20 protein-coding genes and 1 riboswitch are annotated in these 22,199 nt (G+C 75.2%); of the genes, 9 read left to right on the forward strand and 11 right to left on the reverse strand.

Features of this window, described 5'->3' with window-relative positions:
* Positions 1-33: 33 nt before the first annotated feature.
* Positions 34-519: an STAS domain-containing protein gene (locus E4198_RS19870; RefSeq protein ID WP_136184346.1), complete on the forward strand. Its 486-nt coding sequence runs from the start codon at positions 34-36 to the stop codon at positions 517-519.
* A gap of 88 nt (positions 520-607) precedes the next feature.
* Positions 608-1,657, forward strand: a complete 1,050-nt coding sequence (locus E4198_RS19875; protein WP_247597760.1) for a chitinase — start codon at positions 608-610, stop codon at positions 1,655-1,657.
* Here E4198_RS19875 and E4198_RS19880 read toward each other — a convergent pair.
* Positions 1,627-2,451 (reverse strand): VTT domain-containing protein, encoded by an 825-nt coding sequence (locus E4198_RS19880; RefSeq protein ID WP_247597761.1) that lies wholly within the window; start codon positions 2,449-2,451, stop codon positions 1,627-1,629. The genes E4198_RS19875 and E4198_RS19880 overlap by 31 nt on opposite strands.
* Before the next feature lie 113 nt (positions 2,452-2,564).
* Complete coding sequence (locus E4198_RS19885) at positions 2,565-4,292, reverse strand: alkaline phosphatase D family protein (protein WP_136184347.1); 1,728 nt, start codon at positions 4,290-4,292, stop codon at positions 2,565-2,567.
* Between the two features lie 98 nt (positions 4,293-4,390).
* Between E4198_RS19885 and E4198_RS19890 the strand changes: the two genes are divergently transcribed.
* From E4198_RS19890 to E4198_RS19900, 3 genes are all read left to right on the forward strand, one after another.
* The gene (locus E4198_RS19890) at positions 4,391-5,182 is read left to right on the forward strand and encodes an ABC transporter permease (RefSeq protein WP_281727996.1); all 792 of its coding nucleotides are present in this window, start codon (positions 4,391-4,393) and stop codon (positions 5,180-5,182) included.
* 242 nt (positions 5,183-5,424) lie between these two features.
* Positions 5,425-6,012 carry a TMEM165/GDT1 family protein gene (locus E4198_RS19895; protein WP_136184348.1) on the forward strand — a complete coding sequence of 196 codons (588 nt, stop codon included), beginning with the start codon at positions 5,425-5,427 and terminating at the stop codon, positions 6,010-6,012.
* Positions 6,013-6,258: 246 nt separating this feature from the next.
* Entirely contained in the window at positions 6,259-6,924 is a 666-nt protein-coding gene (locus tag E4198_RS19900; RefSeq protein ID WP_136184349.1) for an HAD-IA family hydrolase, read from the forward strand.
* 48 nt (positions 6,925-6,972) lie between these two features.
* Here E4198_RS19900 and E4198_RS19905 read toward each other — a convergent pair whose 3' ends face one another.
* Both E4198_RS19905 and E4198_RS19910 read right to left on the reverse strand, forming a co-directional pair.
* A complete protein-coding gene (locus E4198_RS19905; protein WP_136184350.1) occupies positions 6,973-7,230 on the reverse strand; it encodes a hypothetical protein in 258 nt (85 codons plus the stop codon).
* Positions 7,231-7,343: 113 nt separating this feature from the next.
* Positions 7,344-7,667, reverse strand: coding sequence for an antibiotic biosynthesis monooxygenase (locus E4198_RS19910; protein ID WP_136184351.1), 324 nt, complete (start codon positions 7,665-7,667; stop codon positions 7,344-7,346).
* Positions 7,668-7,875: 208 nt separating this feature from the next.
* Between E4198_RS19910 and E4198_RS19915 the strand changes: the two genes are divergently transcribed.
* Positions 7,876-10,263 (forward strand): bifunctional glycosyltransferase 87/phosphatase PAP2 family protein, encoded by a 2,388-nt coding sequence (locus E4198_RS19915; protein ID WP_247597762.1) that lies wholly within the window; start codon positions 7,876-7,878, stop codon positions 10,261-10,263.
* A 437-nt stretch (positions 10,264-10,700) separates the two neighbouring features.
* Here the strand turns inward: E4198_RS19915 and E4198_RS19925 are convergent, their stop codons facing one another.
* The 7 genes from E4198_RS19925 to E4198_RS19955 form a co-directional block, all read right to left on the reverse strand.
* Positions 10,701-11,462 carry a class I SAM-dependent methyltransferase gene (locus tag E4198_RS19925; RefSeq protein ID WP_136184354.1) on the reverse strand — a complete coding sequence of 254 codons (762 nt, stop codon included), beginning with the start codon at positions 11,460-11,462 and terminating at the stop codon, positions 10,701-10,703.
* 40 nt (positions 11,463-11,502) lie between these two features.
* Positions 11,503-12,315, reverse strand: a complete 813-nt coding sequence (locus E4198_RS19930; protein WP_247597960.1) for an ECF transporter S component — start codon at positions 12,313-12,315, stop codon at positions 11,503-11,505.
* Between the two features lie 80 nt (positions 12,316-12,395).
* A complete protein-coding gene (locus E4198_RS19935) occupies positions 12,396-14,204 on the reverse strand; it encodes an ABC transporter ATP-binding protein (protein ID WP_136184356.1) in 1,809 nt (602 codons plus the stop codon).
* Positions 14,201-15,469 (reverse strand): CbiQ family ECF transporter T component, encoded by a 1,269-nt coding sequence (locus E4198_RS19940; RefSeq protein WP_136185502.1) that lies wholly within the window; start codon positions 15,467-15,469, stop codon positions 14,201-14,203. The genes E4198_RS19935 and E4198_RS19940 overlap by 4 nt, the downstream gene beginning before the upstream one ends.
* A gap of 85 nt (positions 15,470-15,554) precedes the next feature.
* Positions 15,555-16,184, reverse strand: coding sequence for an SCO2322 family protein (locus E4198_RS19945; RefSeq protein ID WP_247597961.1), 630 nt, complete (start codon positions 16,182-16,184; stop codon positions 15,555-15,557).
* 92 nt (positions 16,185-16,276) lie between these two features.
* On the reverse strand, positions 16,277-17,554 hold the full coding sequence (locus E4198_RS19950) for a prenyltransferase/squalene oxidase repeat-containing protein (RefSeq protein WP_136184358.1): 1,278 nt from the start codon (positions 17,552-17,554) through the stop codon (positions 16,277-16,279).
* A gap of 201 nt (positions 17,555-17,755) precedes the next feature.
* Positions 17,756-17,872: riboswitch (cobalamin riboswitch) on the reverse strand.
* A gap of 30 nt (positions 17,873-17,902) precedes the next feature.
* The gene (locus E4198_RS19955) at positions 17,903-18,538 is read right to left on the reverse strand and encodes a TetR family transcriptional regulator (RefSeq protein ID WP_136184359.1); all 636 of its coding nucleotides are present in this window, start codon (positions 18,536-18,538) and stop codon (positions 17,903-17,905) included.
* A gap of 222 nt (positions 18,539-18,760) precedes the next feature.
* On the opposite strand from E4198_RS19955, the gene E4198_RS19960 reads away from it, so the two are divergent.
* From E4198_RS19960 to E4198_RS19970, 3 genes are all read left to right on the forward strand, one after another.
* Positions 18,761-20,173, forward strand: coding sequence for a glycosyltransferase family 4 protein (locus tag E4198_RS19960; RefSeq protein WP_136184360.1), 1,413 nt, complete (start codon positions 18,761-18,763; stop codon positions 20,171-20,173).
* 141 nt (positions 20,174-20,314) lie between these two features.
* A complete protein-coding gene (locus E4198_RS19965; protein WP_136184361.1) occupies positions 20,315-21,076 on the forward strand; it encodes a class I SAM-dependent methyltransferase in 762 nt (253 codons plus the stop codon).
* The gene (locus E4198_RS19970; protein WP_136184362.1) at positions 21,073-22,140 is read left to right on the forward strand and encodes a prenyltransferase; all 1,068 of its coding nucleotides are present in this window, start codon (positions 21,073-21,075) and stop codon (positions 22,138-22,140) included. The genes E4198_RS19965 and E4198_RS19970 overlap by 4 nt, the downstream gene beginning before the upstream one ends.
* Positions 22,141-22,199 lie beyond the last annotated feature (59 nt).

A 22,199-nucleotide genomic window follows, 5' to 3' on the forward strand; every position in this document is an offset into this window, starting at 1 on the left:
GTACCCTGCCAGGGGGAGACCGAGGGAGGTGCGATGTCCGAGAAGAGCAGGCGGCTCAATCTGACGCTGCTCGTCGCGACCGACGGGTGCGCGCTGCTGCGCGCGGCCGGGGAACTCGACGTGCACACGGAGCAGCGGTTCCTCGCGGACGCGGGGGAACTGGTCGACAGCGGGCACCTCTACCTGGTGCTGGACCTGACGGCCCTGACGTTCTGCGACTCGCGCGGTCTCAACTGCCTGCTCGCGCTCGACTGGCTCTGCCGCCGCCTCGACGGCCGGCTCATCCTGGCGTCGGTCGGCAACCGGCTGCTCCAGCTCCTGGACCAGACGAAGGTGCGCGAACGCTTCCTGGTCGTGCCGACGGTGGGTGCCGCCCTCGACAGGGTGCCCGACGAGCACCGCCCGGTGTGGCCGCCGGTGGACGTCGCTCCCGAGGCGGACGGTTCGCCCGCGCAAGGCGTCCGGCCGCCGTCCGCCCGGCGCGACCCCGACGCCGTCCCGGGCCGCCGCGCCCGCTGACCCGCGCACCGGATCCCGGCGTACCCGTCGCGCCCGCGTGCGGCGCGCCGCAGGTGGCCGCACGTGAGGCCGCCGCTACATTCCGTGCATGATTCGCGTGCCGCGTCGCCGTGCCCTGCTCCGTGCGTCCGCCCTCCTGTCGTTGCTGCTGCTCCCGACGGTCCTCCCCGTCACGGCGCCGCCCGCCGACGCGACCGACGCAACGGGAGCCGCCGCACCGGCCCGTGCGCCCGGCAGGCCCGATCCCGTCTCCCCGTACCTGTCGCTCGGCTGGGGCGCCCCGCCCGATCCCGTGGAGGTCATGGAGGCGACCGGGGTGCGGTGGTTCACCCTGGCGTTCGTGCTGAGCAGCGGCACCTGCACGCCCCGCTGGGACGGCGTGCGACCGCTCACCGGAGGCCGGGACGAACGAGTGATCGAGGCCATCCGTGCGGCGGGCGGCGACGTCGTCGCCTCCTTCGGCGGCGGGCTGGGCCGCAAGCTGGAGCGGTCCTGCCCCTCGGCGCGCGCTCTCGCCGGGGCCTACCAGGAGGTCATCGACGCGTACGGCCTCTCCGCGATCGACGTGGACATCGAGATGGGGGCCTACCGCGACCCGCAGGTCCGCGCCCGCACCGTCGCTGCGCTGCGCCGCGTCGTGGCCGCGAACCCCGGCCTGACGCTCTACGTCACCCTCCCGTCGGGTCCGAAGGGCCCGGACGCGCGGCTGATCGGCTGGGCGGCAGAGGAGAGACTGGAACCGGACGTGTGGACGATCATGCCGTTCGCCTTCGGCGAGGCCGGCTGGGGCCGCGACATGGGCGACCTCACCGTGCGGGCCGCCGAAGGGCTGCGCGCCCGCCTTCAGCGGGCCTACGGGTACGGCCGGGCCGAGGCGTACCGGCACGCGGGCGTGTCGACCATGGCCGGAATCACCGGTCACGGCGAGGTGGTGACGGTCCGGGACTTCCGCACGCTCGTGGGGCACGCGGAGCGCACCGGCCTGGGACGGCTGTCGTTCTGGTCCGTCAACCGCGACCGCAAGTGCCCGGACGACCGGTACCCCTCCGACGACACCTGCTCGGGCGTCGGCCAGCGCGACTGGGCGTACACCGGCATCCTCGCCGGCTACCGCGGCCCCGGAGTGCCACGCCGGTGACCAGCCGTCAGCCGCGGCGCGCCGGTGGGCCCGGCCGCACCCGCGGGCGCGCCGGGAGGGTGCGCGCGGGACGGGACTCGACGGCCGCCGGTCCTGCGGGGGGCCGGTACGGTCGTGCCGGTCGTGCCGGACGTCGGGGCGGCCGGCACACGCCGTATCACGTACGCCGCCAGCGACCCGGCGGCGAAGAGGGCGAGCACCGAGACCGCCGCGCCGATCCAGGTCGTCCCCAGCCACTGGCTGCCGAACCAGCCGAGGCCCACGCTGTACGCCGCCCAGGCCAGCCCCGCCAGGGCCGACCACGGCACGAACTCCTTCGCCCGCCGGTGTGCCGCGCCCGCCGTCAGGCTGACCACGGACCGCCCGGCCGGGGCGAACCGGGCGAGCACCACCAGCGCTCCGCCGCCGCGCCCGAGCGCCTGGCCGAGCCGTTCCTGGGCGACCGTCAGGCGGCGCGACCGCGATACGGCCCGCTCGAACCACGAGCCGCCGCGCCAGGCCAGGCGGTAGACCAGCAGGTCGCCCAGTACGGACGCGGTCGCCGCGCACAGTACGAGCGCCAGCATCTCCGGGAGGTGCGTCGCCGCCTCCGCGGCGCGTGCGGCTCCGGCCGCCCCCGCGGTGCCGGCGACCTCCGCCGCCTCCGCCGCCGTGGTGCCCGCCACCGCCGTGGCCGCGGCGATGACCAGCACGCCGCTGGGCAGGACGGGGAGCCAGATGTCCAGGAGGACGGACAGCGTGATCAGCGCATAGACCCAGGGCGTACCCAGCAGGGCATCCACGTTCTCCTGCACAGTCCTGCCCCCGTTCGACTGCTGTCGGCTCCCCGCTTTCCTGGGGGACAGCCTACGTGCGCACGGGGCCGCGGGGACGGGTGGGGCGCACGGGGTGCGCCCGTGTCGGCGCGTCAGCCGCCCCCGGGCGGGGACAGTTCGCGCTCCAGCACCCGGGACAGGAGCGACCCGGGCTGCGGCCCGGCACCCGGGGCGGGAGCCGTCGAATCCGCGCGGTCCAGGGCCAGGCGGGCCGAGCGGCCGTGCAGCGCGAGCGTCATCAGATGGTTGCCGAACCAGGGGCCGCCGGTACGGTCCCAGCTCAGCGCGGGCTTCGGCAGCCGGGCGTGACGGGCGATCAGCCTGCCCAGCCGGCGGCCCGCGCGGCTCCAGCCGAAGCGGAAGCCCCAGTGCATGTACTTCGGGATGCTGTTGTGCACCGGTGAGCAGGTGAGCTGCACCACGCGGGAGTCCGGCGGCCGGGCGAAGTGGGGCTCGGCGAAGTGCGCTTCGGCCAGGTAGGCGTGGTGCACGTCGCCGGACAGCACGCACACGGTCGCCGGGGCCCCGGGGCCCCCGCCCACCTCCGCCACGAGCTCGGCGAGTTGCAGGAACGACTCCGGGAACGCGGCCCAGTGCTCGAGGTCGCCGGCCCGGCGCAGCTTCTCCCCGCGGCGGGCCCACGCCTCGCCGCGCGCCCCGGCGCACAGCGCCGCGTTCCACGCCTCGGTGTCGTGAATGGCGGGCGGCAGCAGCCACGGCAAGGACGAACCGATCAGCAGATGATCGCAGTCCGGCTCCAGGGCCTGCGCGCGCAGCCACGCCCACTCGCTCTCGTCGAGCATCGCCCGGTTCTGCTCGTCCAGCACGCGGGCGGCCCGGCTGTCGGCCATCAGTAGCCGTACGCGTCCGAAGTCCCTGCGGTAGCTCCAGCGGAACGACGCCGGGTCCGCGTCGGCCTCGGCCGCGAACTTGCGCAGCACCTCCGCACCGTCCTCCGCTCCGCGGACGGCGGCGAACAACGGATCCTCCGCCAGCTCGCCCGGGCTGAGGTTGCCCAGATGCTGGTAGACCCAGTACGAGGTGAGGCCGCCGAGGATGCGCTCCTGCCACCAGGGGTGCTCCGCGATGTCGCGCCGCCAGGCGGCGCTGGTGTTCCAGTCGTCGATGACGTCGTGGTCGTCGAAGATCATGCAGGTGGGTACGGTCGACAATAGCCAGCGCACCTCCGGCGTGAGCCACGATTCGTAGTACAGCTCGGTGTACTCCTCGTAGTCCGCCACCTGCCCCCAGGGCGGCTCGTCCAGGTCGCGGCGTTCCGCCAGCCGCGCCCGCATCCCCGCCGACGTCTCGTCGGCGTACACCTGGTCTCCCAGGAGCAGCAGCACGTCCGGCGTCTCGCCGTCCGCGCGTATCTGCCGGGCCAGCGCCTCCAGCGCGTCCGGGCCGACCGAGTGGTGGGAACTGTCCGCGGGGCGCGCCGCCCAGCGGCACGAGCCGAACGCCACCCGCAGCGGATCCGCACCGTCCGGGGCGCGCGTACGGATGAGGCTGGGCGGCATCGCGGGATCGGGGAGCGGCCACACCTGTTCACCGTCAAGCAGCACCTGGTAGGGCGTCCGCGTGCCGGGCTCCAGGCCGACGACGGTCACCAGCGCGTAGTGGTGCCCGGACACCTGCCAGGTGCGGGCGCCGCCGCCCGCGGGGGTGCCCGAGTCCACCGTGCGGCTGCTGCCTCCCGCGGCCTCCGGGCCGGGGACGCAGCGCACCTCCACCTCGCAGGCGCGGTCGGTCTCCACCCACACGGTGGCGGTGTCCTCGTCCACATACCGCAGCAGTGGACCCAGGCGCAGCTCGGGCATCCCGGCCTCCCTTCAGACGCTCGACACCGTACGGAACGACCGGGCCGCCCGGTAGTTCCCCGAGCGCGCGGGCGGTCCCGGCGTCGTAGGCTACGCGCGTGCTCGCCGCCGACGCCCTGCTGCCCGTGAACACCACGCTCGGCGTCGTCCTGGCGGTCCTGCTGCTCGCCGCGATGGGCGTCGGCGCCGCCGCGCACCTCGTACACGTCGACGGACGCGGCCACGCGCGGGCCGTCGCGCTGGCTGGAGTGCGGGCGACCGTGCAGCTGGGCGCGGTGTCGCTGCTCATCGGGTGGGTGATCGGCGCGGTGCCGACCCTGCTCGCCTTCGTGTTCCTGATGTACGCCGTCGCGGTGCGCACCGCGGGCCGCCGGATCACCGGAAACCGCACCTGGTGGTGGGCGGCGGCGCCGGTCGGTGCGGGCGTCGGGCCGGTGCTGGTCGTCGTACTCCTCACCGGGCTCGTGCCGCTGCGGGGCATCACGCTGGTGCCCGTCGCGGGCATCCTCATCGGCGGGGCGATGACCGCCACCGCGCTGGCGGGCCGGCACGCCCTGGACGAGCTGCGGACACGCCGCGGGGAGGTGGAGGCCGCCCTGTCCCTGGGCCTGCCGGCCCGTGAGGCGCGGCTGGAGATCGCCCGCCCGGCGGCGGTCGGGGCCCTGGTCCCCGGCCTCGACCAGACCCGAACGGTGGGGCTCGTCACACTCCCCGGCGCCTTCGTCGGCATGCTGCTGGGCGGTGCCTCCCCGCTGATGGCGGGGGCGGTGCAGCTCTTCGTCCTCATCGCGCTGATGCTGGCGCAGACGGTGGCGGTGGCCGCCGTCCTGGAGCTGATCGCCCGCGGCCGGATGTATCGCGTACCCTGGCACGCGATCGAAGGGGAGTAGCTCTTCGCCGGACCGTCGACACACTGGGCGGCTCGCGGACGTGTTCCGCGTTCCACCGCCCCGGCGCCCGGAGCGCGCACGGCCCGCCGTACCGGCGGGGCCCGAACGCGCCAGCGAGACCTTCGGCCGCAGCGTGAGCCATGTCTGCACGACCGCATGACCGCACGCTGCCGAGCCGAAGTGTGCGCGTCTCGCGGTCACCGACGGCTCCGGCAGCCCGACCGAGCGAGGTACCCGCCCCCGTGTTCAGTCTCACCACCGCCGCCGTGACCTTCGGCGTCGTCTTCCTGGCCGAATTGCCCGACAAGACCGCTCTGGCCGGGCTGGTGCTCGGCACCCGCTACCGCGCGTCGTACGTCTTCGCCGGCGTCGCCGCCGCCTTCACGGTGCACGTCGCGCTGGCCCTCGCGGCCGGAAGCGTCCTCACCCTGCTGCCCACCCGGCCAGTGGACGCCTTCGTCGGCCTGCTCTTCCTCGCGGGGGCGGCGTTCCTGCTGCTGAAGAAGGACGGGGGCGAGGACGAGGAACAGGCCAGGACACCCGCCGACCAGACCTTCTGGAAAGTGGCCGGCAGCGGCTTCTCGCTGATCCTCGTCGCCGAGTTCGGCGACCTGACGCAGATCATGACGGCCAACCTCGCCGCGCGCTACGACGACTGGCTGTCGGTCGGTGTCGGCGCGCTGCTGGCCCTGTGGACGGTGGCGGCGCTCGGCATCGTCGGCGGCCGCACGCTGATGAAGTACGTGCCGCTGGGGTTGATCACCAAGGTGGCTGCGGTGGTGATGGCCGCCCTCGGCGCGTACAGCCTCTACGAGGCCGTCTCCGCCTGACGGCGCGCCGGTGCGGCGCTCCCGGCCGGCGGTTCTCCCCGCCCTGTCTTCGTCGGACGGGAGTTTGCCGGAGGCCGACTGGCGTGATGGGGACGTTGTTTGTATCGTGTGGGAACAAAGTGGTTCCGCCCCGTGTCCCTGACCCGGAGGGGCGGGACCATCTTTCTCGCCGTACGGCGTATGCGCGCCCGTGCGCACGCCGTACACACCGCACCGTTCGCCACCCGCCGACGGGAGTACCGCCGCATGCCCCTCACCACGCCGACGTTCCGCGCACTGCTGCTCGACATGGACGGGACACTCGTCGACTCGGACGCCGTCGTGGAGCGCGTCTGGCGCGGCTGGGCCCGCCACCACGGCCTGGACGAGGCGCACGTGCTGTCGGTCGTGCACGGCCGTCAGGGCTACACCACCATGGCCACGCTGCTGCCGGACCGTCCGATGGAGCGCAACCACGCGGAGAACCGCGAGCTGCTCGCCGCCGAGACCGCCGACATGGACGGCGTCGTTCCGGTCGGCGGCGCCGGGGACTTCCTCGCCGCGCTCCGTGCCGCCGCCGTGCCGCACGCGCTGGTCACGTCCGCCGACGCGCCGCTGTCCACCGCCCGGATGCGGGCGGCCGCGCTGCCGCTGCCGGAGACCCGCGTCACCGCCGAGTCGGTGAGCGCGAGCAAGCCCGACCCCGAAGGCTTCCTCAAGGGCGCCGCCGAACTCGGTCACGCCCCGGAGGACTGCCTCGTGTTCGAGGACTCCGGCGCCGGGATCGCCGCGGCGCGGGCCGCCGGGATGCGCGTCGTCGGCGTCGGTCCGAGCGCCGCCCAGCACGGCCCCGACCTGGTGGTGCCGGACCTCACCGGTCTGCGGGTCGCCGCCTCCGGGGACGGCGTCTTCGCCCTGCACCTTCCCGCCTGATTCGCCCGCGCCGGGCCCGCCTGCCCGCCGCCGGCGTCGCCGCACGGCTCAGGGCCGGTCTTCCGGTGTCCGCAGGATCTCCTCGTCCGCGCCGCACAGCTCCTGGCCGAGTTCGTGCACCAGCTCGCTCAGTTCGCGCGGGCGGTCCGGCGTCCACCAGCCGCCGAGCAGCTCGGCGAGCGAGGCCTCGCGCGCGGCGGCGAGCCGTTCGGCCACGTCGTACCCGGCCGCGGTGAGGACCGGCGGGACACCCTCCCGCAGCGCCAGCCTCCGCCCCTCCAGCTCCCGTGCCACCTCCGCGACCACGGCCCGCGGCAACCCGGCGCGGTGGCGGCACGCACGGCTTCCCCATATCGTCGCCGTTCCGGGCCGCCCCGTCGCGAGGACGCCGCCCTCCCCGGCCCGGGCCCGCCGGAGCCTCAGTCCGTCTTCGGGGCGGCCTGCTGGGCGACCTCGAAGGACCACACCTCGGAGCCGGTGGCGGCCGGGCGCGCCCGCTCACCGTTGCCCCCGCCCTGGTGCGCGGCCTTCATCGGGCCCTCCATCCAGGCCCGGAAGGCGTCCTCGTCCCTCCAACGGGTGTAGACGAGGTACTGGTCGGTCCCCTCCACCGGCCGCAGCAGTTCGAACCACTCGAAGCCGTCCGCGGCCTCCACGAGCCCGGCCCGGGCGCCGAACCGCTGCTCCAGCGCCTCGCGCTGCTCCGCGGGCACCGTCAGGACGTTGATCTTCACGACACTCATGCCTTCCATCCTGCCGCAGCTGCCGCGGTCGCCCGCGTCCGGCACCCCGGCCACCCCGGCTGAACGGCCGCGCCGGGCCGAGCGCCGCCGGGAACAGCCCCGCCGGCACGGTCGTTCGGACCACCGTCAGGTGACCGCGGGGTGGCCTGCGTCCTGCCGGAGGGCACAGGATGGGCGACGTCATCGGGACGAGGGGAGACGGCGGGGCGTGACGGATACGTCAGGAGAGCGAGCCGGCAGCACAACGGCGAGCGGATTCCGGCCGGTCACGGCCTTCGGACGGCTCGGCCCACGACGGGGGGCGGCACTGGTCGCGCTGTGGCTGCTCGCAGCGGTGCTCGCCGTGCGCGAGGTCGCGGGTGCCCTGAGCACGCGATCCGGAACCGGGGAATCCGGTCTCTCCTCCTGGACGGCTCCGGACGCCGGTCCCGGGGCCGGCGGATCGTCCTACGCCGACGACGCGTTCACCGGCACGCCGTTCGCCGGCATGGTCCTGACTCCGTTGCGGCGCGCCGCCGACGGAGGCATGGGGGCGGTGTGGACGGCCGCCTCGATGCTGCTGGTCGCCGCCGTGGCCGTGCTGACCGTGCGGGGGCTGCCGGACCGCTTCGGCCGGCGCACCGAACTGCTCGTGGTGCCTGCGGCGTTGAGTGTGCTCCTGGTCTCCACCCCCGTGCGTTCCACGTTCGGGCTCGGCCAGAGCGGCGCCCTGCCCGTCCTGCTGGTGCTGCTCGGCTGGCTCACCCTGGGCGCGGGGGAGCGCACGGCCGCCGACCGGCGCGCCGCCGGCGTGCTGATCGGCCTGGCCGCCGCACTCCAGCCCGCCGTGCTGCTGTTCGTGCCCCTGCTGTGGATGACCGGCCGGCGCGCCGCGGCCGGGGCGACCGCGGGCACGTTCGCCGCCTGCACGGTGCTCGCCTGGAGCCTGATGCCCGCGGACTCCCGCACCTACTGGCTGCACCACGTCGGCGGGACGGGCCTCGCCGACCCCTCCGACGCGCTCGTCAACCAGTCCCTGCACGGCGCGCTGCTGCGGCTCGGCCTGCACGGGCCGCTGGAGATCGTGCTCTTCGCCGCGCTCGCCGCCGGCGTCGCCTGGCTGGCCGTGCGCCGTGCCGCGCGCTACGTCCGGGACGGTCAGCCGCTGCTCGCCGCCGCGATCACCGGCTGCGCGACGGTCGCCGTGTCGCCTGCGGCCTGGCAGCACGAGCAGCTCTGGATCCTGCTCGCCGTGGCCGGCCGGATCGGCCGGCGCAGCGGTGACCGGGTGATGTGGCCCGTGTTGGTCGTCGCGGTGATGACGCTGGACGGCAGCGCCCTGCTGCCGAACGTCCCGCCGCTGATGGTGGTCGGGGACCACGCACCGCTGATCGCCGCCCTGCTGACGGCCTGCGCGGTCCCCTTCCTCACCCGTGACTCGCCCTACTGGAACGACCCGGTGCGCACCGGGCCGTTGAGCCGCCCGGGCCTGCTGCTGGAGCTGCTGCTCATCCGCGTCGGGTACTGGGTCTACTCCGTCATCCGCGGCCACGCCCCCGACACCCGCGGCACAGCCGAGGGCCACGGGCGGGAGATCCTCGACGTCGAAGGAGTGCTCCTCCTCGACTGGGAGCACGCCCTCAACCGCTTCGCCGTCGCCCATCCGTGGCTGGAGACCTTCTGCAACGTCTACTACCAGTCGCTGCACTACGCGGTGCCCATCACTCTGCTGGTGATCCTCTATCTGCGCCGGCCGGGGGAGTACCGAAGACACCGCACGGCCCTCAGCTTCGCCACGCTCCTCGGCTTGGTCGGCTTCTGGCTCTACCCGCTCGCCCCGCCGCGACTGATGCCCGGGCTCGGCTATGTGGACACCGCGCACGGCCCGCAGGACCTCTCCGACCCCGACTTCGGCGCGCTCACGGCGCTGTCCAACCAGTACGCGGCCATGCCCTCGCTGCACGTCGGCTGGTCGCTGTGGTGCGGCGTGGTCCTCGTGTCCATGACCCGCAACCAGCTGCTGCGGGCGCTCGGCGTCGCCTACCCGCTGCTCACCACCTACGTGGTGATGGCCACCGCCAACCACTACCTGCTGGACGCCTTCGGCGGAGCGGTCGTCGTCGCCGCCGGATACGGGCTGCAGCGCGTGCTCTTCCGGCTCCGCGGTCTGCCCGCCGGACGCCTTCTCGACGACCCGGACGCCACGACCCCGACCGCTTCCGCGTCCTCGACCGCTCCGGCGCCTGGGGCGGAAGGGCTACGGCTGCCCGGTTCCCGTGCGGTCGGCGCGGCTCGCGTACCGGTCGGCGGCCCAGGCCAGCGGCACGGTCGCGGCCCAACTCCACAGGGCGGCGAGGGGCGAGACGACCGCGATGCCCACGGAGACCAGGAACACCACCGCCTGAGCCGGCAGCGGGACGCTGCGCAGGCTCGCGACACCGGTGGAACGGTGGATGTGCGCCTCCATCGCGTACAGCAGCAGCGCCGCGAGCCCGACGACCGTCCCGTACAGGCCGGGCCCGACGGTCCGGTCCGAGTAGTCCTCCAGGACCGAGGTGGGGAAGGGGATCAGCGAGACCAGCACCAGGAACGCGATGTTCAGCCAGAACAGAGCTGAGTCGATCCGTACCGCGCGGCGCATCGAGGCGTGGTGCGCCCGCCAGAACACGGCGATCACCACCGCGCTCAGCAGGAACGTCGCGATCTGCGACCACACGTCGTCCAGCGCGTCGTCCAGCTCGCGCCCGCTCAGTCCCTTGGGCACCTGGATGTCGAGGACGAGCAGCGTGAGAGCGATGGCCACCACCCCGTCGGTCAGGGTGATCAGCCGCTCCCGCGGCACCTCCGCCGCAGGATCCGCGCCGCCGGGCCGGCTCCCGGCTCTCCGCGTGCCGTCGTCCATCGGCCCATCCTCACATCGCGCCGGCCGCCCGGCGGCGAGCCCACGCCCCGCCTCCGCCGAACGGGGCGTCCCGGATCGTGGCGGCGGTCACCGGCGGCGGGCGTCGGCGGCGGTCACCGGCGCCGGCTTCGGTCACGGGCGGCGGGCGACGGTCACGGGCGGCGGGCGACGGTGACGATCTCGCGGCTCTCCGCGGTGACCGGGCCGCGGGCCCAGTCGCCGTACACCGCCTCGACGGTGAAGCCCGCCGCGCGCAGAAGGGCGTCGAGCGCGGCCGGTTCGAGGAAGCGCAGCGCGGTGGTCGCGCGGCGCAGCACCCGCCCGCCGGGTGTGGCCGTCGTCTCGGTGAAGGTGACGACTCCGTCGCCGACCGAGAGCGTCTCGTGCCACACCCGCAGCCGGCGGCCGGAGGCGTCCACCACCTCCGTCGCGTGCTCCGGACTCCATCGCTCCCACGCGCGGGCCTGCGGGTGGCGGGTCTCGAAGGCGAAGCGCCCGCCCGGCCGCAGGGCGGTGCGCACCGCCGCGAGCGAGGCGCGCAACTCGTCGTCGGAGACCAGGCACTGGAACGCGTGGCCGGTCATGACGGCCAGCGCGAACTCGGCGTCCCACGCGGCCTCGGCGGCGGTGCCGGGCACCCACTCCACGTCCGTGCGGCGCCGGGCCCGCTCGAGTGACGCGCGGTCCGGGTCGAGGCCGGTCAGGCGGCCGGTGTGGCCGTGCCGCCGGGCGGCGTGCAGCATGGCGCCCGTGCCGCAGCCCACGTCCAGGACCGCGTCGGCGGCCAGGACGAGCGGTTCGTAGAAGGCGTCGCCCGGCCACCGCCGGGCGTCCCACGGGCACAGCACGTCGTAGAGAGCGGCGGCGTCGGCGTCGGTGAACCCGGAGGCGGAGCGCGGGTCGTCGGTGGGCATCGCGGCAGTATCCACCCGGGGCACACGTCCGTGCCTCCGGTTATCGGCCGCGGGGGGTCGCGGGTGCCTCGAACGCGGCCGGGGCGTCGAAGGCGGCGCGGCGGGTGGCGCGGCGCAGCGCCTTCAGCAGCGGCGCGCCCAGCACGAGGGTCAGCACGGCGGACAGCAGCGCGCGGGGCAGGTCCCAGCCGAGCGAGGTGGCCAGCACGAACGCCGTGAAGTGAGCCAGGTTCTCCTGTACCGGCGCCCCCGGCTCGAAGGCCAGGCCGGGGGGCAGGCCGGTGTTGTAGATCGCCCAGCCCTGGAGGTTCATCAGCGTGCCGTAGAGGACCGCGCTGACCGCGCCGTACCCCGCCAGCAGCCACAGCTCCCGCCGTCCGCGCAGGCCGTCCGGCCCCGGAAGCAGGCCGGCACCCATCGCCACCCAGCCCATGCAGAGCATCTGGTACGGCATCCACGGCCCGACGCCGCCGGTCAGCAGCGCGGACGCGAACATCGACACGGCGCCCAGCACGAAGCCGAACCCGGGTCCGAGGACCCGGCCGGAGAGCACCATGAGGAAGAACATCGGCTCCAGTCCCGCCGTGCCCGCCCCCAGGGGACGCAGCGCGGCGCCCACGGCCGCCAATACGCCCAGCATGGCGACGGCCTTCGCGTCGAGCCCGGAGTCGGCGACGGTCGCCACGGCCACGGCGAGCAGCAGCGGCAGCAGCGCGGCGAACAGCCAGGGCGCGTCGGAGGCGGCACCGACCAGGTCCGACCGCGCGTCGGCGAGCAGCGGCCATCCGATCGCGGCCAGGCCGATCGCGGAGACGAGCACCAGCGCCGCCACCGCGCGCGGCCCCAGCCGCACGGGCCGGACCTGTGCGTCCTTCCGGGCCCCCCCGCCCTTCCGCGCCGGTACGTCCTGGCGTCCCCGTGCACCGGTGCGGGTCACACGGCACCTCCGCCGGACCGGGCGAGCGCGTCACGGACCTGCCGCAGCGTCAGCCACCGCTGCGGCGCCAGCACCTTGGCCAGCTGCGGGGCGAACGCGGGGGAGGCGGTGACCACGTCGGCGGCCGGGCCGTCCGCGACCAGGTCCCCGTCGGCCAGGATCACCACGCGGTGGGCGATCTCGGCGGCCAGTTCGACGTCGTGGGTGGCCAGTACGACGGCGTGGCCCGCGCCGGCCAACTCGCGCAGCACCCCCACCAGCCGGGCCTTGGCCGCATAGTCCAGGCCGCGGGTGGGCTCGTCGAGCAGCACCAGCGGGGGCGCGGCGGTGAGGACCACCGCGAGCGCGAGGGCCAGCCGCTGCCCCTCGGACAGGTCGCGGGGGTGGGTGTCCCCGGGAATGCCGGGCAGCAGCCGTTCGACCAGGTTCCGGCAGGTGCCGTCGGCCGCGCGGGCGTCGTTGTCGGCGGTGGCGCACTCCGCGGCGACGGTGTCCGCGTAGAGCAGGTCGCGGGGGTCCTGCGGGACCAGCCCGACGTGGTGCAGCAGTGCTGAGGGGCGCGTGCGGTGCGGGACGGCGCCGCCGACGTGCAGCGCACCGGCGGCCGGTTCGTGCATGCCGACCAGCGTGCGCAGCAGGGTGGACTTGCCGGCTCCGTTGCGGCCCATCAGCGCCACGGTCTCCCCGGCGCGGACGGTGAGGTCGAGCCGGCGCAGCACCTCGGCCCGCCCGCGTCGCACGGTGATCCCGACGGCCTCAGCGGACTCGGTGGCTGTTCCGTCTCCGGGGCGTGCGCCGTTGCGTGCCGGTGAGGGCCCGGAAGCGGCGCCGCGCCGGCGCCGGAACGGCAGGAACCGTGCCGGGCCCCGGTGTGGGACGGCTGCAGGGGTCGGCGACTCCGCGCCGCCCGCCCCCACGGGTGCCGGGCCCTCGCCCGGCACCCGGGACACGGCCTCCTCCGGCGTGCGGCAGTCCGGCGTGGGGTCGTACGCCGCCAGCCGTTCCCGGAGCGGGGCGGCGCGGCGGCGCGCGTCGCGGACGGAGAGGGGAAGCGGGGACCAGCCCGCCAGCCGGCCCAGGTCCACCACGGGCGGGCGTACGGGCGAGTCGGCCATCAGTGCCGCCGGGGTGCCGAGTCGGGGCGACGCCCCGCGTTCGGGCAGCAGCAGGACTTGGTCGGCGTACTGCACCACCCGCTCCAGGCGGTGCTCGGCCAGCAGCACCGTCGTGCCCAGGTCGTGCACCAGGCGCTGCAGCACGGCCAGCACTTCCTCCGCGGCGCCTGGATCGAGCGCGGAGGTCGGCTCGTCGAGCACCAGCACCTGCGGGTGCGGGGTGAGGACGGAGCCGATCGCCACCCGCTGCTGCTGGCCCCCGGACAGCGAGGTCAGCGGCCGGTCGCGCAGAGCCGCGATGCCCAGCAGGTCCAGGGTCTCCTCGACGCGCCGCCGCATCACCTCCGGCGCCAGGCCCAGCGACTCCATGCCGTAGGCGAGTTCGTCCTCGACGGTGTCGGTGACGAAGTGGGCCAGCGGATCCTGGCCCACCGTGCCGACCACGTCGGCCAGTTCACGCGGCTTGTGCGTGCGGGTGTCGCGTCCGTCGACCGTGACCCGGCCGTGCAGCGTGCCGCCGGTGAAGTGCGGGACGAGTCCGGACACGGTGCCCAGCAGAGTCGACTTGCCGACACCCGACGGGCCGACCAGCAGGCACAGTTCTCCCTCGGGGACGGTGAGGTCCACACCCTGCAGCGCGGGCCGCGACGCGTCCTGGTAGGTGACGCCGACCTGCTCGAAGCGGATCACGGGGAAGGCTCCTCGGAGTACGGGGCGGGCTCGCGGCCCGTGCGTCGCGTCGCGTCCGCGCGGGTGCCGGGGCGTGGGCGTGACGGGCGCAGTCGGCCGGCGGTCGTACGGGTGGTCTCCGCCGAGCCGGTCTCCGGCGCGGTCTCCGCCCCGGCGCCGCGCGCCCCGGTGCCCGGGCCGTTCCTCGCGGCGGGCAGCGGCGCGACGATCGCCGGAAGCAGGCCGAGCAGGACGGACGCCGCGGGCCACAGCGGCAGCGGCGGTACGGTCGGCGGCACCACCGGCGGGTGCATCGCCGCGGGCAGTTCGGCGCCCGCCCAGATGGTGAGTGCTGCCACCGCCGCGCCGGAGCCCGCCACCAGCCACGCGCGCACCCCCCACACGTCGGGCCGGTACCGGCTGCGCAGACTGCGGCGCCCGCCCAGCCGCAGGCCGACGACCGCGATCAGCAGCCCTCCGGCCAGCAGCGGGGTGCCGTACACCGCACCGGTCGCGGACAGCAGCGCGTAGCTGCCCGCGCAGACGCCGAGCAGGCCGCCGAGGGTCAGAGCGGTGGTGAGGCGTCGTACCCCGGGCGGCACCTGCGCCGTGCGGCCGTAGCCGCGGGCATCCATGGTGGCGGCCAGCGCCACCGAGCGCTCCAACGCGCCCTCCAGCACGGGCAGTCCGACTTGGAGCAGCGCCCGCGCGCCCCGGTCGTCCCGGCCGCGCAGCCGTCGCGCGGCGCGCATCCGCAGCACGTCCGCCACCAGGTTCGGCGCGAACGTCATCGCCACGACGACGGCGACGCCCACCTCGTACAACGCTCCCGGCAGGGACTTCAGCAGCCGCGCCGGGTTCGCCAGTGCGTTGGCCGCCCCCAGGCACACCAGCAGGGTGGCCAGCTTGAGGCCCTCGTACAGTGCGAAGAGCATCCCCTCCGCCGTCACCCTCCCGCCGATGCGCACGCCCCGCGCCCAGTCGGGCAGCGGCACCTCGGGCAGGGTGACCAGAACGTGGGTGCCGCCGACGGCCGAACCGAGCACGAACGCGAACAGCAGCCGGATCGCCAGAACCAGGAGTCCCAGCTTGAGGAAGGCTCCGTAGGAGCGGGCCCACGGCGAGTCGGTGCGCCGGGCGGCCACGACGTAGCCGGCCACGGTGACCAGCAGCACCAGGAGCAGCGGGTTCGTCGTCCGCGACGCGGCGACGGCCAGCCCGAGCGCCCACAGCCACCACGCCCCGGCGTGCAGGGCGTTGCTCCGCGACGCCCGCGGGGCGCGCAGTGCCGTGCCCCACGCCGCGCCGCGACGCGGGGTCGGGCGCGGGCCGGCAGGCCGGTCGGCGGAGGAGGGCACGGGAGGCACGTCCTCAGTCGCGGCGGCGCCGGGTCTGCCAGAACGCGCCCGCCGCCAGAGCGACGACCACGCCCACGCCGACGCCCACGCCGACGGCCGTCCCGCCGTCGCCGCCGTCACGCGCGTCGGCGTCCGCCGGGCCGGAGCCCGCCTCCGGCTCCGGCTGTGAATCCGGGGAACCGTCCGCGGACACCTCCTCGCCGCAGCCACGCCCGGGATAGCCGTCGATGGCGCACAGCAGCGCGGACGAGCCGTAGCGCAGCGGCTTCATCGTGGCGGCGAGCGCGTCGGCGGCCGTGGCGTCCTCCGCGACCCGCGCGCAGGCCGTCCGGCCCTCCGGCGGCCGTTCGCCGCTCGGGGCGTCCTCGGTGGTGCCGAAGTCGACGGAGAGGGCGATCCGCTTGGTGCCGTCCTCGGCCGCCGTGCCGCCGCAGATCTCCTGGAAGCCGACGGGGTCGCGCGGCTTCGCCGCGTCCCCGGAGTTCTCGCTGACGGAGAAGCGGAAGCCGAGCACGTCGCCGTCGACCGGCCGGAGCGCGGCCGGGCCCTGGCGCGCGTACGCCCAGGCGCCGTCCGTGCGTTCCCAGAACGACCAGTACCGGTACCCCGCGGCCTGCGCCGGTGCGGCCGTCGACACCAGCATCCCGGCCCCGAGCACCGCCGCGACCAGCGCCCGCAGCGGAGCGCGCCGCCGTGGGCCGCTTTCCCCGCCGGCCCGGCGGGGCAGCAGACCGCTCACTGCTTCCGCTTCCCGCGTCCGCTCAGCAGGATGCCGATCCCGATGCCGCCCACCAGGAACGCTGCCACCGTGGAGACCAGCGTGACGGTGTCGCCGTCGTCCTCCTTCTCCTCCTCGGCCTGGGACTTCGGCTCCTCCACCGCCGCCGGCTCCGGGCCGGTCGCGTTGAGCCGCTCCACCAGGTCGGTGCCGCCGAAGTCGCGCGGGTCGGTGCCGGTGGCATGCGCGGCGAAGACCAGTTGAGCGAGTGCGGCGGGCGACGAGGCGTGCTTGTCCCAGTCGCCGTGGTGCTTCTCCAGCCAGCCGACCGTGGAACGCGCGGCGTCGCCGTGGCCGCCGGCGGCCAGCGCCAGCACCGCGTCGGCCGTGTTGCCGTAGTCCGGCTGGTCCTCCGAGCCGGGAAGGGCCGACCTCAGGTGCCAGTCGTTCTTCTCCAGCACGCCCGTGAGGTACGCGGCGCCCGCCTCAGCGGCGTCCTGCGGGTCCTTCCGGTCGCCGCCGTCCCCGCCGCAGGCGAGCGCCTCGGCGGCCTCGTCCTCGTCCTGCTCCAGCGGCTCGACGACGAATCCGTCGCCCTCGCCGGCCAGCGTGGCGGCCGCCGTCGCGTCGGTGTTGGGCGCGAGCGCGCCCTTCTTGTCGGGCTGGTAGGCGAACGCCCCGCGTTCGCCCGCCTTCGCGTCGCAGCCGAGCCGGAGTCCGAGCAGGGCGTCGTAGGGGGTGGCGTCCTTCTTCCCGACGGTCGTGCTCTCAGGGTCCTGTCCGGCCTGTTCCAGCGCGCCGATCACCACGGACACCGAGTTGGCGTCGGACGGGGAACCGGGGTTGTAGCCCCAGCCGCCGTCGTCGTTCTGCACCGACTTCAGCCAGTCCACGGCCTTGCCCACGGCGTCGCCGTGACCGCCGAGCACCGACAGCGCCTGCACGGCCGCCGCGGTGGCGTTCGTGTCGGCGACGGTCTTCTTCCCGCACGGCGCGCCGGGGTCGGCCCGGTAGGAGGCGAACGAACCGTCGTCGCACTGCTGCGCGGCGAGCCAAGCCACGGACTTCTTCGCCGGCGTCACCCCCGCGGTGTCCTGGGCGAGCAGGGCGAGGGACTGCCGCCACACACCGTCGTACGTCGGGTCGGCCTCGCCGTACAGGCCGGCGTCGCCCTTGCCGGCGGCCGCCGGGGCGCCGCCCGGCGCGGTGACGGGGGACGCGGCCGCCAGGGGGGCGGCGACCGCACAGAGCACGGTGGTGGCGGCGAGGGCTGCTGCGCTGCGGCGCAGGAACATGACGGTGCCTTTCGGTGAGCCTTCACACGGTGGGTGGTCCACGCAGCCGCGCGCCCCGCACCTGTCCGCGCGTCTCGCGACGCGTGACGGCACACCGGGCTCAGCTCCGCATACCTCGACGGTGCCGGGGCCGCCCGCCGCGCCGGACGCCCTGGGGCGCCGCCGCCGCGCCGTGCGGCTCCGGGAGCCTCGCCTACGACCGGGCGCTCCGGCTCAGGGGCCCGGCGTCACGTCCTCCGCCCCCACCGGGGACGTACGCACGTGCACACGGGCACCTTCACGGTTGCGGGTCAGCGCCGGAATCGCACCGGCTTCCCCCGATCGAAGGCGTTCACTTCCGCGCCCACTCTAACCGGGTGCCCCGGAGGCGCCCCCGGCGCTGTCGGTGCCGTCCGCGGCGAGCAGCGTGCACACGGTCTCGACGTCCTCGGTGACCTGGGCGATCGAGGCGCGCCCGGAGAGCCAGGAGACCAGCGCCGAGTGCCAGGTGTGGCCCACGACGCGGACTGCCGAGAGGCGGCGCGGCGACGGCTCGCCGGTCATACCCATCGCGTCCAGGACGATCGCTGTGGTCAGCTCCGACACGGCGTCGACCTCGCCGCACACCGAGCGGTCGCCAAAGTTGAGGGCGCGCACCATCGCGTCCGCGAGTAGCGGCTCCCGTTGCAGCTGCCGGAAGGCGCGCATCAGGGTCTCCGCGACCCGTGCCGGCGGGTCCTGAGCGGCGGGCGGGTGCCGGTGCAGGGCGGCGTGCAGCTGCTCCAGCTGTGCGTGCATGGTCGCGACGAGCAGGTGGACCTTGGAGGGGAAGTAGCGGTACAGCGTGCCGAGCGCGACCTCCGACAGCTCCGCCACCTCGCGCATCTGCACCGCGTCGAACCCGCCCCGGCGGGCCAGCCGTTCGGTGGCCTCCAGGATGCGCCGCCGCCGCTCCTCCTGCCGCGCGGTGCGCGCCGCCGCGGGCGGCTTCGCCCGTGCCGTCATGCCGTCCCCCTGGTGGCTCTCGTGCTCTCGCGACTCTCGTGACCTCGTGGTGCGTATCACCCGCTGTGGCCGCCCCGGGAAAGTGACCGGCCGGTAGATTCTGGGAGCGTGCCCGGCGGCGAGCGCCGCGGGCAGAGGCGGGCGGAACAAACCTGAAACTTGTTCCACCCTAGCGCGAGCGGTTAGGCTCCGGCGAGAGTGCAGTGACGAAGGGGGTCGTGAATGACCGCAGAGGCTGTGCACGACACCGCTGTTCGCGCTCACGGACCCACCGGAGAGCCGCTTGCCGAGGACGGTGGACGGCCGCTCAGGATCGCGCTGCTGTCCTACAAGGGGAACCCGTTCTGTGGCGGCCAGGGCGTGTACGTGCGCCACCTCTCGCGGGAACTCGTCCGGCTCGGACACCACGTCGAAGTGATCGGCGCGCAGCCGTACCCGGTACTCGATGAGGGCGTCACGCTCACCGAGCTGCCCAGCCTGGACCTGTACCGGCAGCCCGACCCGTTCCGCACGCCGCGCCGCGAGGAGTTCCGCGACTGGATCGACCTGCTGGAGGTCGCCACCATGTGGACCGGTGGCTTCCCCGAGCCGCTCACCTTCTCGCTCCGCGCCCGCCGCCATCTCGCCGCGCGCCACGGCGCGTTCGACGTCGTGCACGACAACCAGACGCTCGGCTACGGTCTGCTGGGCCTGGAACGGCTGGGCCTGCCCCTGGTCACCACGGTCCACCACCCCATCACCGTCGACCGGCGCCTCGAGCTGGACGCCGCCGCCACGCGCCGCCGCCGGGTGTCCGTACGGCGCTGGTACGGGTTCACGCGGATGCAGGGCCGGGTGGCCCGTCGGCTGCCTTCCGTGCTGACCGTCTCCGGCTCCTCGCGCCGCGAGATCACCGAGCACCTGGGTGTGCGCGACGACCGCGTCCACGTCGTGCACATCGGCGCCGACACCCGGCTCTTCGCTCCCGACTCCGCGGCGCCCGAAGTGCCCGGCCGCATCGTCACCACCTCCAGTGCCGACGTGCCGCTGAAGGGCCTGGTCCACCTGGTCGAGGCGCTCGCCGAGGTGCGCGCCGGGAATCCGGAAGCGCACCTGGTCGTCGTCGGCCGCCGTCCCGAGAAGGGCCCCGTCGCCCGAGCCCTGGCGGAGCACGGGCTCCAGGACGCCGTCCGGTTCGTCAAGGGCATCAGCGACGCCGAGCTCGCCGACCTCGTACGCGGCGCCCAGGTCGCCTGCGTCCCGTCGCTGTACGAGGGCTTCTCGCTACCCGCCGCTGAGGCCATGGCGACCGGTACGCCGCTCGTCGCCACCACCGGCGGCGCGCTGCCGGAGGTCGCCGGTCCGGACGGCGACACCTGCCTGGCGGTGCCGCCCGGCGACTCCGGCGCCCTCGCCGGCGCGCTCGGCCGCCTGCTGCGCGATCCCGGGCTCCGCGCCCGGATCGGGGCCGCCGGACGGGCCCGCGTGCTCGAACGCTTCACCTGGGAGCAGGCCGCACGCGGCACCGTCGCGCACTACCGTGCCGCGCTCGCCCGCGGAGTCCCCGCGCACAGGGGCGGGCGGGCCGCGCCCGCAGCGCCGGTCGCCGCGAGCGCCGGTGCCGGGTCGCCCGTGACCGGGGACGGGGGCCGCTGACCGAGGCGACCCGGCCCGCACCGCCGCGCGCGCTCCTCCCGCCGAACCCTTCCGCCCGCACCCGTGCCACCCCACCGCCGTACCACCCCGCAACCGCCGTGAGGGCGGCGCCCGCACCGCCGAAAGAAGAGGCAGACCACCGTGCTGACCGTCGACTTCTCCCGCTTCCCGCTCGCCCCCGGGGACCGTGTGCTCGACCTCGGATGCGGCGCCGGACGGCACGCCTTCGAGTGCTACCGCCGCGGGGCACGCGTGGTGGCGCTGGACCGGAACGCCGAAGAGATCCGCGAGGTCGCCACGTGGTTCGCCGCGATGGCGGAGGCGGGTGAGGCCCCGGCCGGTGCGACCGCGACCGCGATGGAGGGCGACGCCCTCGCCCTGCCGTTCCCCGACGACAGTTTCGACGTCGTGATCATCTCCGAGGTCATGGAGCACATCCACGACGACAAGGGCGTGCTCGCCGAGATGGTGCGGGTGCTGCGCCCCGGCGGACGCATCGCCGTGACCGTGCCCCGCTACGGCCCGGAGAAGGTGTGCTGGGCGCTCAGCGACGCCTACCACGAGGTCGAGGGGGGCCACATCCGCATCTACCGCGCCACCGAACTCCTCGCGCGCATGCGGGAGGCCGGGCTCCGCCCGTACGGCACCCACCACGCGCACGGCCTGCACGCGCCGTACTGGTGGCTCAAGTGCGCCTTCGGAGTGCACCGCGACGGCGACGACGCTCCGCTTCCGGTCCGCGCCTACCACAAGCTGCTGGTCTGGGACATCATGAAGCGCCCGCTGGCCACCCGCCTCGCCGAGCGCGCCCTGGACCCCCTCATCGGCAAGAGCTTCGTCGCCTACGCCACCAAGCCCCACCTGCCGGTCGCCGCCGCCGGTGGCGAGGAGGCCGGCGCGTGACGAGCCCCGGACGCACCGAACGGCTCGTCCTCCCCGGTGTCCTGACCGCCGACCAGGCCGCCGCCACCGTCCGCGGCATCGCCGCCGTGCAGCGCGACGACGGCGCCGTTCCCTGGTTCCGCGGGCACCACCTCGACCCCTGGGACCACGTCGAGGCCGCAATGGCGCTCGACGCCGCGGGCGAGCACACCCGCGCCGAGGCCGCGTACCGCTGGCTCGCCGACCACCAGCTCCCGGACGGCTCCTGGTACGCCGCCTACCACGACGGCGACGCCGCACGCCCCACCGACCGAGCCAGGGAGACCAACTTCTGCGCCTACGTCGCGGTCGGCGTCTGGCACCACTACCTGGCCACCGGCGACGACGCCTTCGCCGACCGCATGTGGCCGGTCGTCGCCCGGGCCGTCGAGTTCGTCCTCGCGCTCCAGCAGCCGGGCGGCCAGATCGGCTGGAAGCGCGAGCCCGACGGCACGCCCGTCGCCGACGCGCTGCTCACCGGCTGCTCCTCCGTGCACCACGCGCTGCGCTGCGCGCTCGCGCTGGCCGACCACCGCGAGGAGCCGCAGCCCGACTGGGAACTCGCCGCCGGCTGGCTCGGCCACGCCGTCCGCCACCACCCGGAGCGGTTCCTCGACAAGGACCGATACTCCATGGACTGGTACTACCCCGTCCTCGGCGGAGCCGTGCGCGGCACGGCCGCGAAGCAGCGCCTCGAGGACGGCTGGGACCGCTTCGTCGTCCCCGGCCTGGGCGTGCGCTGCGTGGTCCCCAACCCCTGGGTGACCGGCGGGGAGAGTGCCGAACTGGCCCTCGCCCTGTGGGCCGTCGGCGAGTCCGATCGCGCCCTGGACGTGCTGCGCTGGATCCAGCACCTGCGCGCCGACAACGGCATGTACTGGACGGGCTACGTCTTCGAGGACGACGCGGTCTGGCCCCGGGAGCAGACCGCGTGGACGGCCGGCTCCGTCCTCCTCGCCGTCGCCGCCCTCGGCGGCGACCCCGCCACCACCGCCGTCTTCGGAGCCGACGACCTCCCCACGGGCCTCACCCCGAACTGCTGCTGAACGTGGGCCCCGCAGCACGGCCGCTCCGTCCTCCCCGGGGAGGACGGGCGTGGCGGGGG

The sequence above is a fragment of the Streptomyces sp. RKND-216 genome (assembly GCF_004795255.1).
In the GTDB taxonomy this organism is placed as follows: domain Bacteria; phylum Actinomycetota; class Actinomycetes; order Streptomycetales; family Streptomycetaceae; genus Streptomyces; species Streptomyces hazeniae.

What these genes read in the sequence shown, in the direction of transcription:
- E4198_RS19870 (WP_136184346.1), top strand. Translation starts at nt 34, where the DNA reads ATGTCCGAGAAGAGCAGGCGGCTCAATCTGACGCTGCTCGTCGCGACC.
- E4198_RS19875 (WP_247597760.1), top strand. Translation starts at nt 608, where the DNA reads ATGATTCGCGTGCCGCGTCGCCGTGCCCTGCTCCGTGCGTCCGCCCTC.
- E4198_RS19950 (WP_136184358.1), bottom strand. Translation starts at nt 17,554, where the DNA reads ATGTTCCTGCGCCGCAGCGCAGCAGCCCTCGCCGCCACCACCGTGCTC.
- E4198_RS19900 (WP_136184349.1), top strand. Translation starts at nt 6,259, where the DNA reads ATGCCCCTCACCACGCCGACGTTCCGCGCACTGCTGCTCGACATGGAC.
- E4198_RS19955 (WP_136184359.1), bottom strand. Translation starts at nt 18,538, where the DNA reads ATGACGGCACGGGCGAAGCCGCCCGCGGCGGCGCGCACCGCGCGGCAG.
- E4198_RS19925 (WP_136184354.1), bottom strand. Translation starts at nt 11,462, where the DNA reads ATGCCCACCGACGACCCGCGCTCCGCCTCCGGGTTCACCGACGCCGAC.
- E4198_RS19960 (WP_136184360.1), top strand. Translation starts at nt 18,761, where the DNA reads ATGACCGCAGAGGCTGTGCACGACACCGCTGTTCGCGCTCACGGACCC.
- E4198_RS19910 (WP_136184351.1), bottom strand. Translation starts at nt 7,667, where the DNA reads ATGAGTGTCGTGAAGATCAACGTCCTGACGGTGCCCGCGGAGCAGCGC.
- E4198_RS19945 (WP_247597961.1), bottom strand. Translation starts at nt 16,184, where the DNA reads ATGCTGGTGTCGACGGCCGCACCGGCGCAGGCCGCGGGGTACCGGTAC.
- E4198_RS19885 (WP_136184347.1), bottom strand. Translation starts at nt 4,292, where the DNA reads ATGCCCGAGCTGCGCCTGGGTCCACTGCTGCGGTATGTGGACGAGGAC.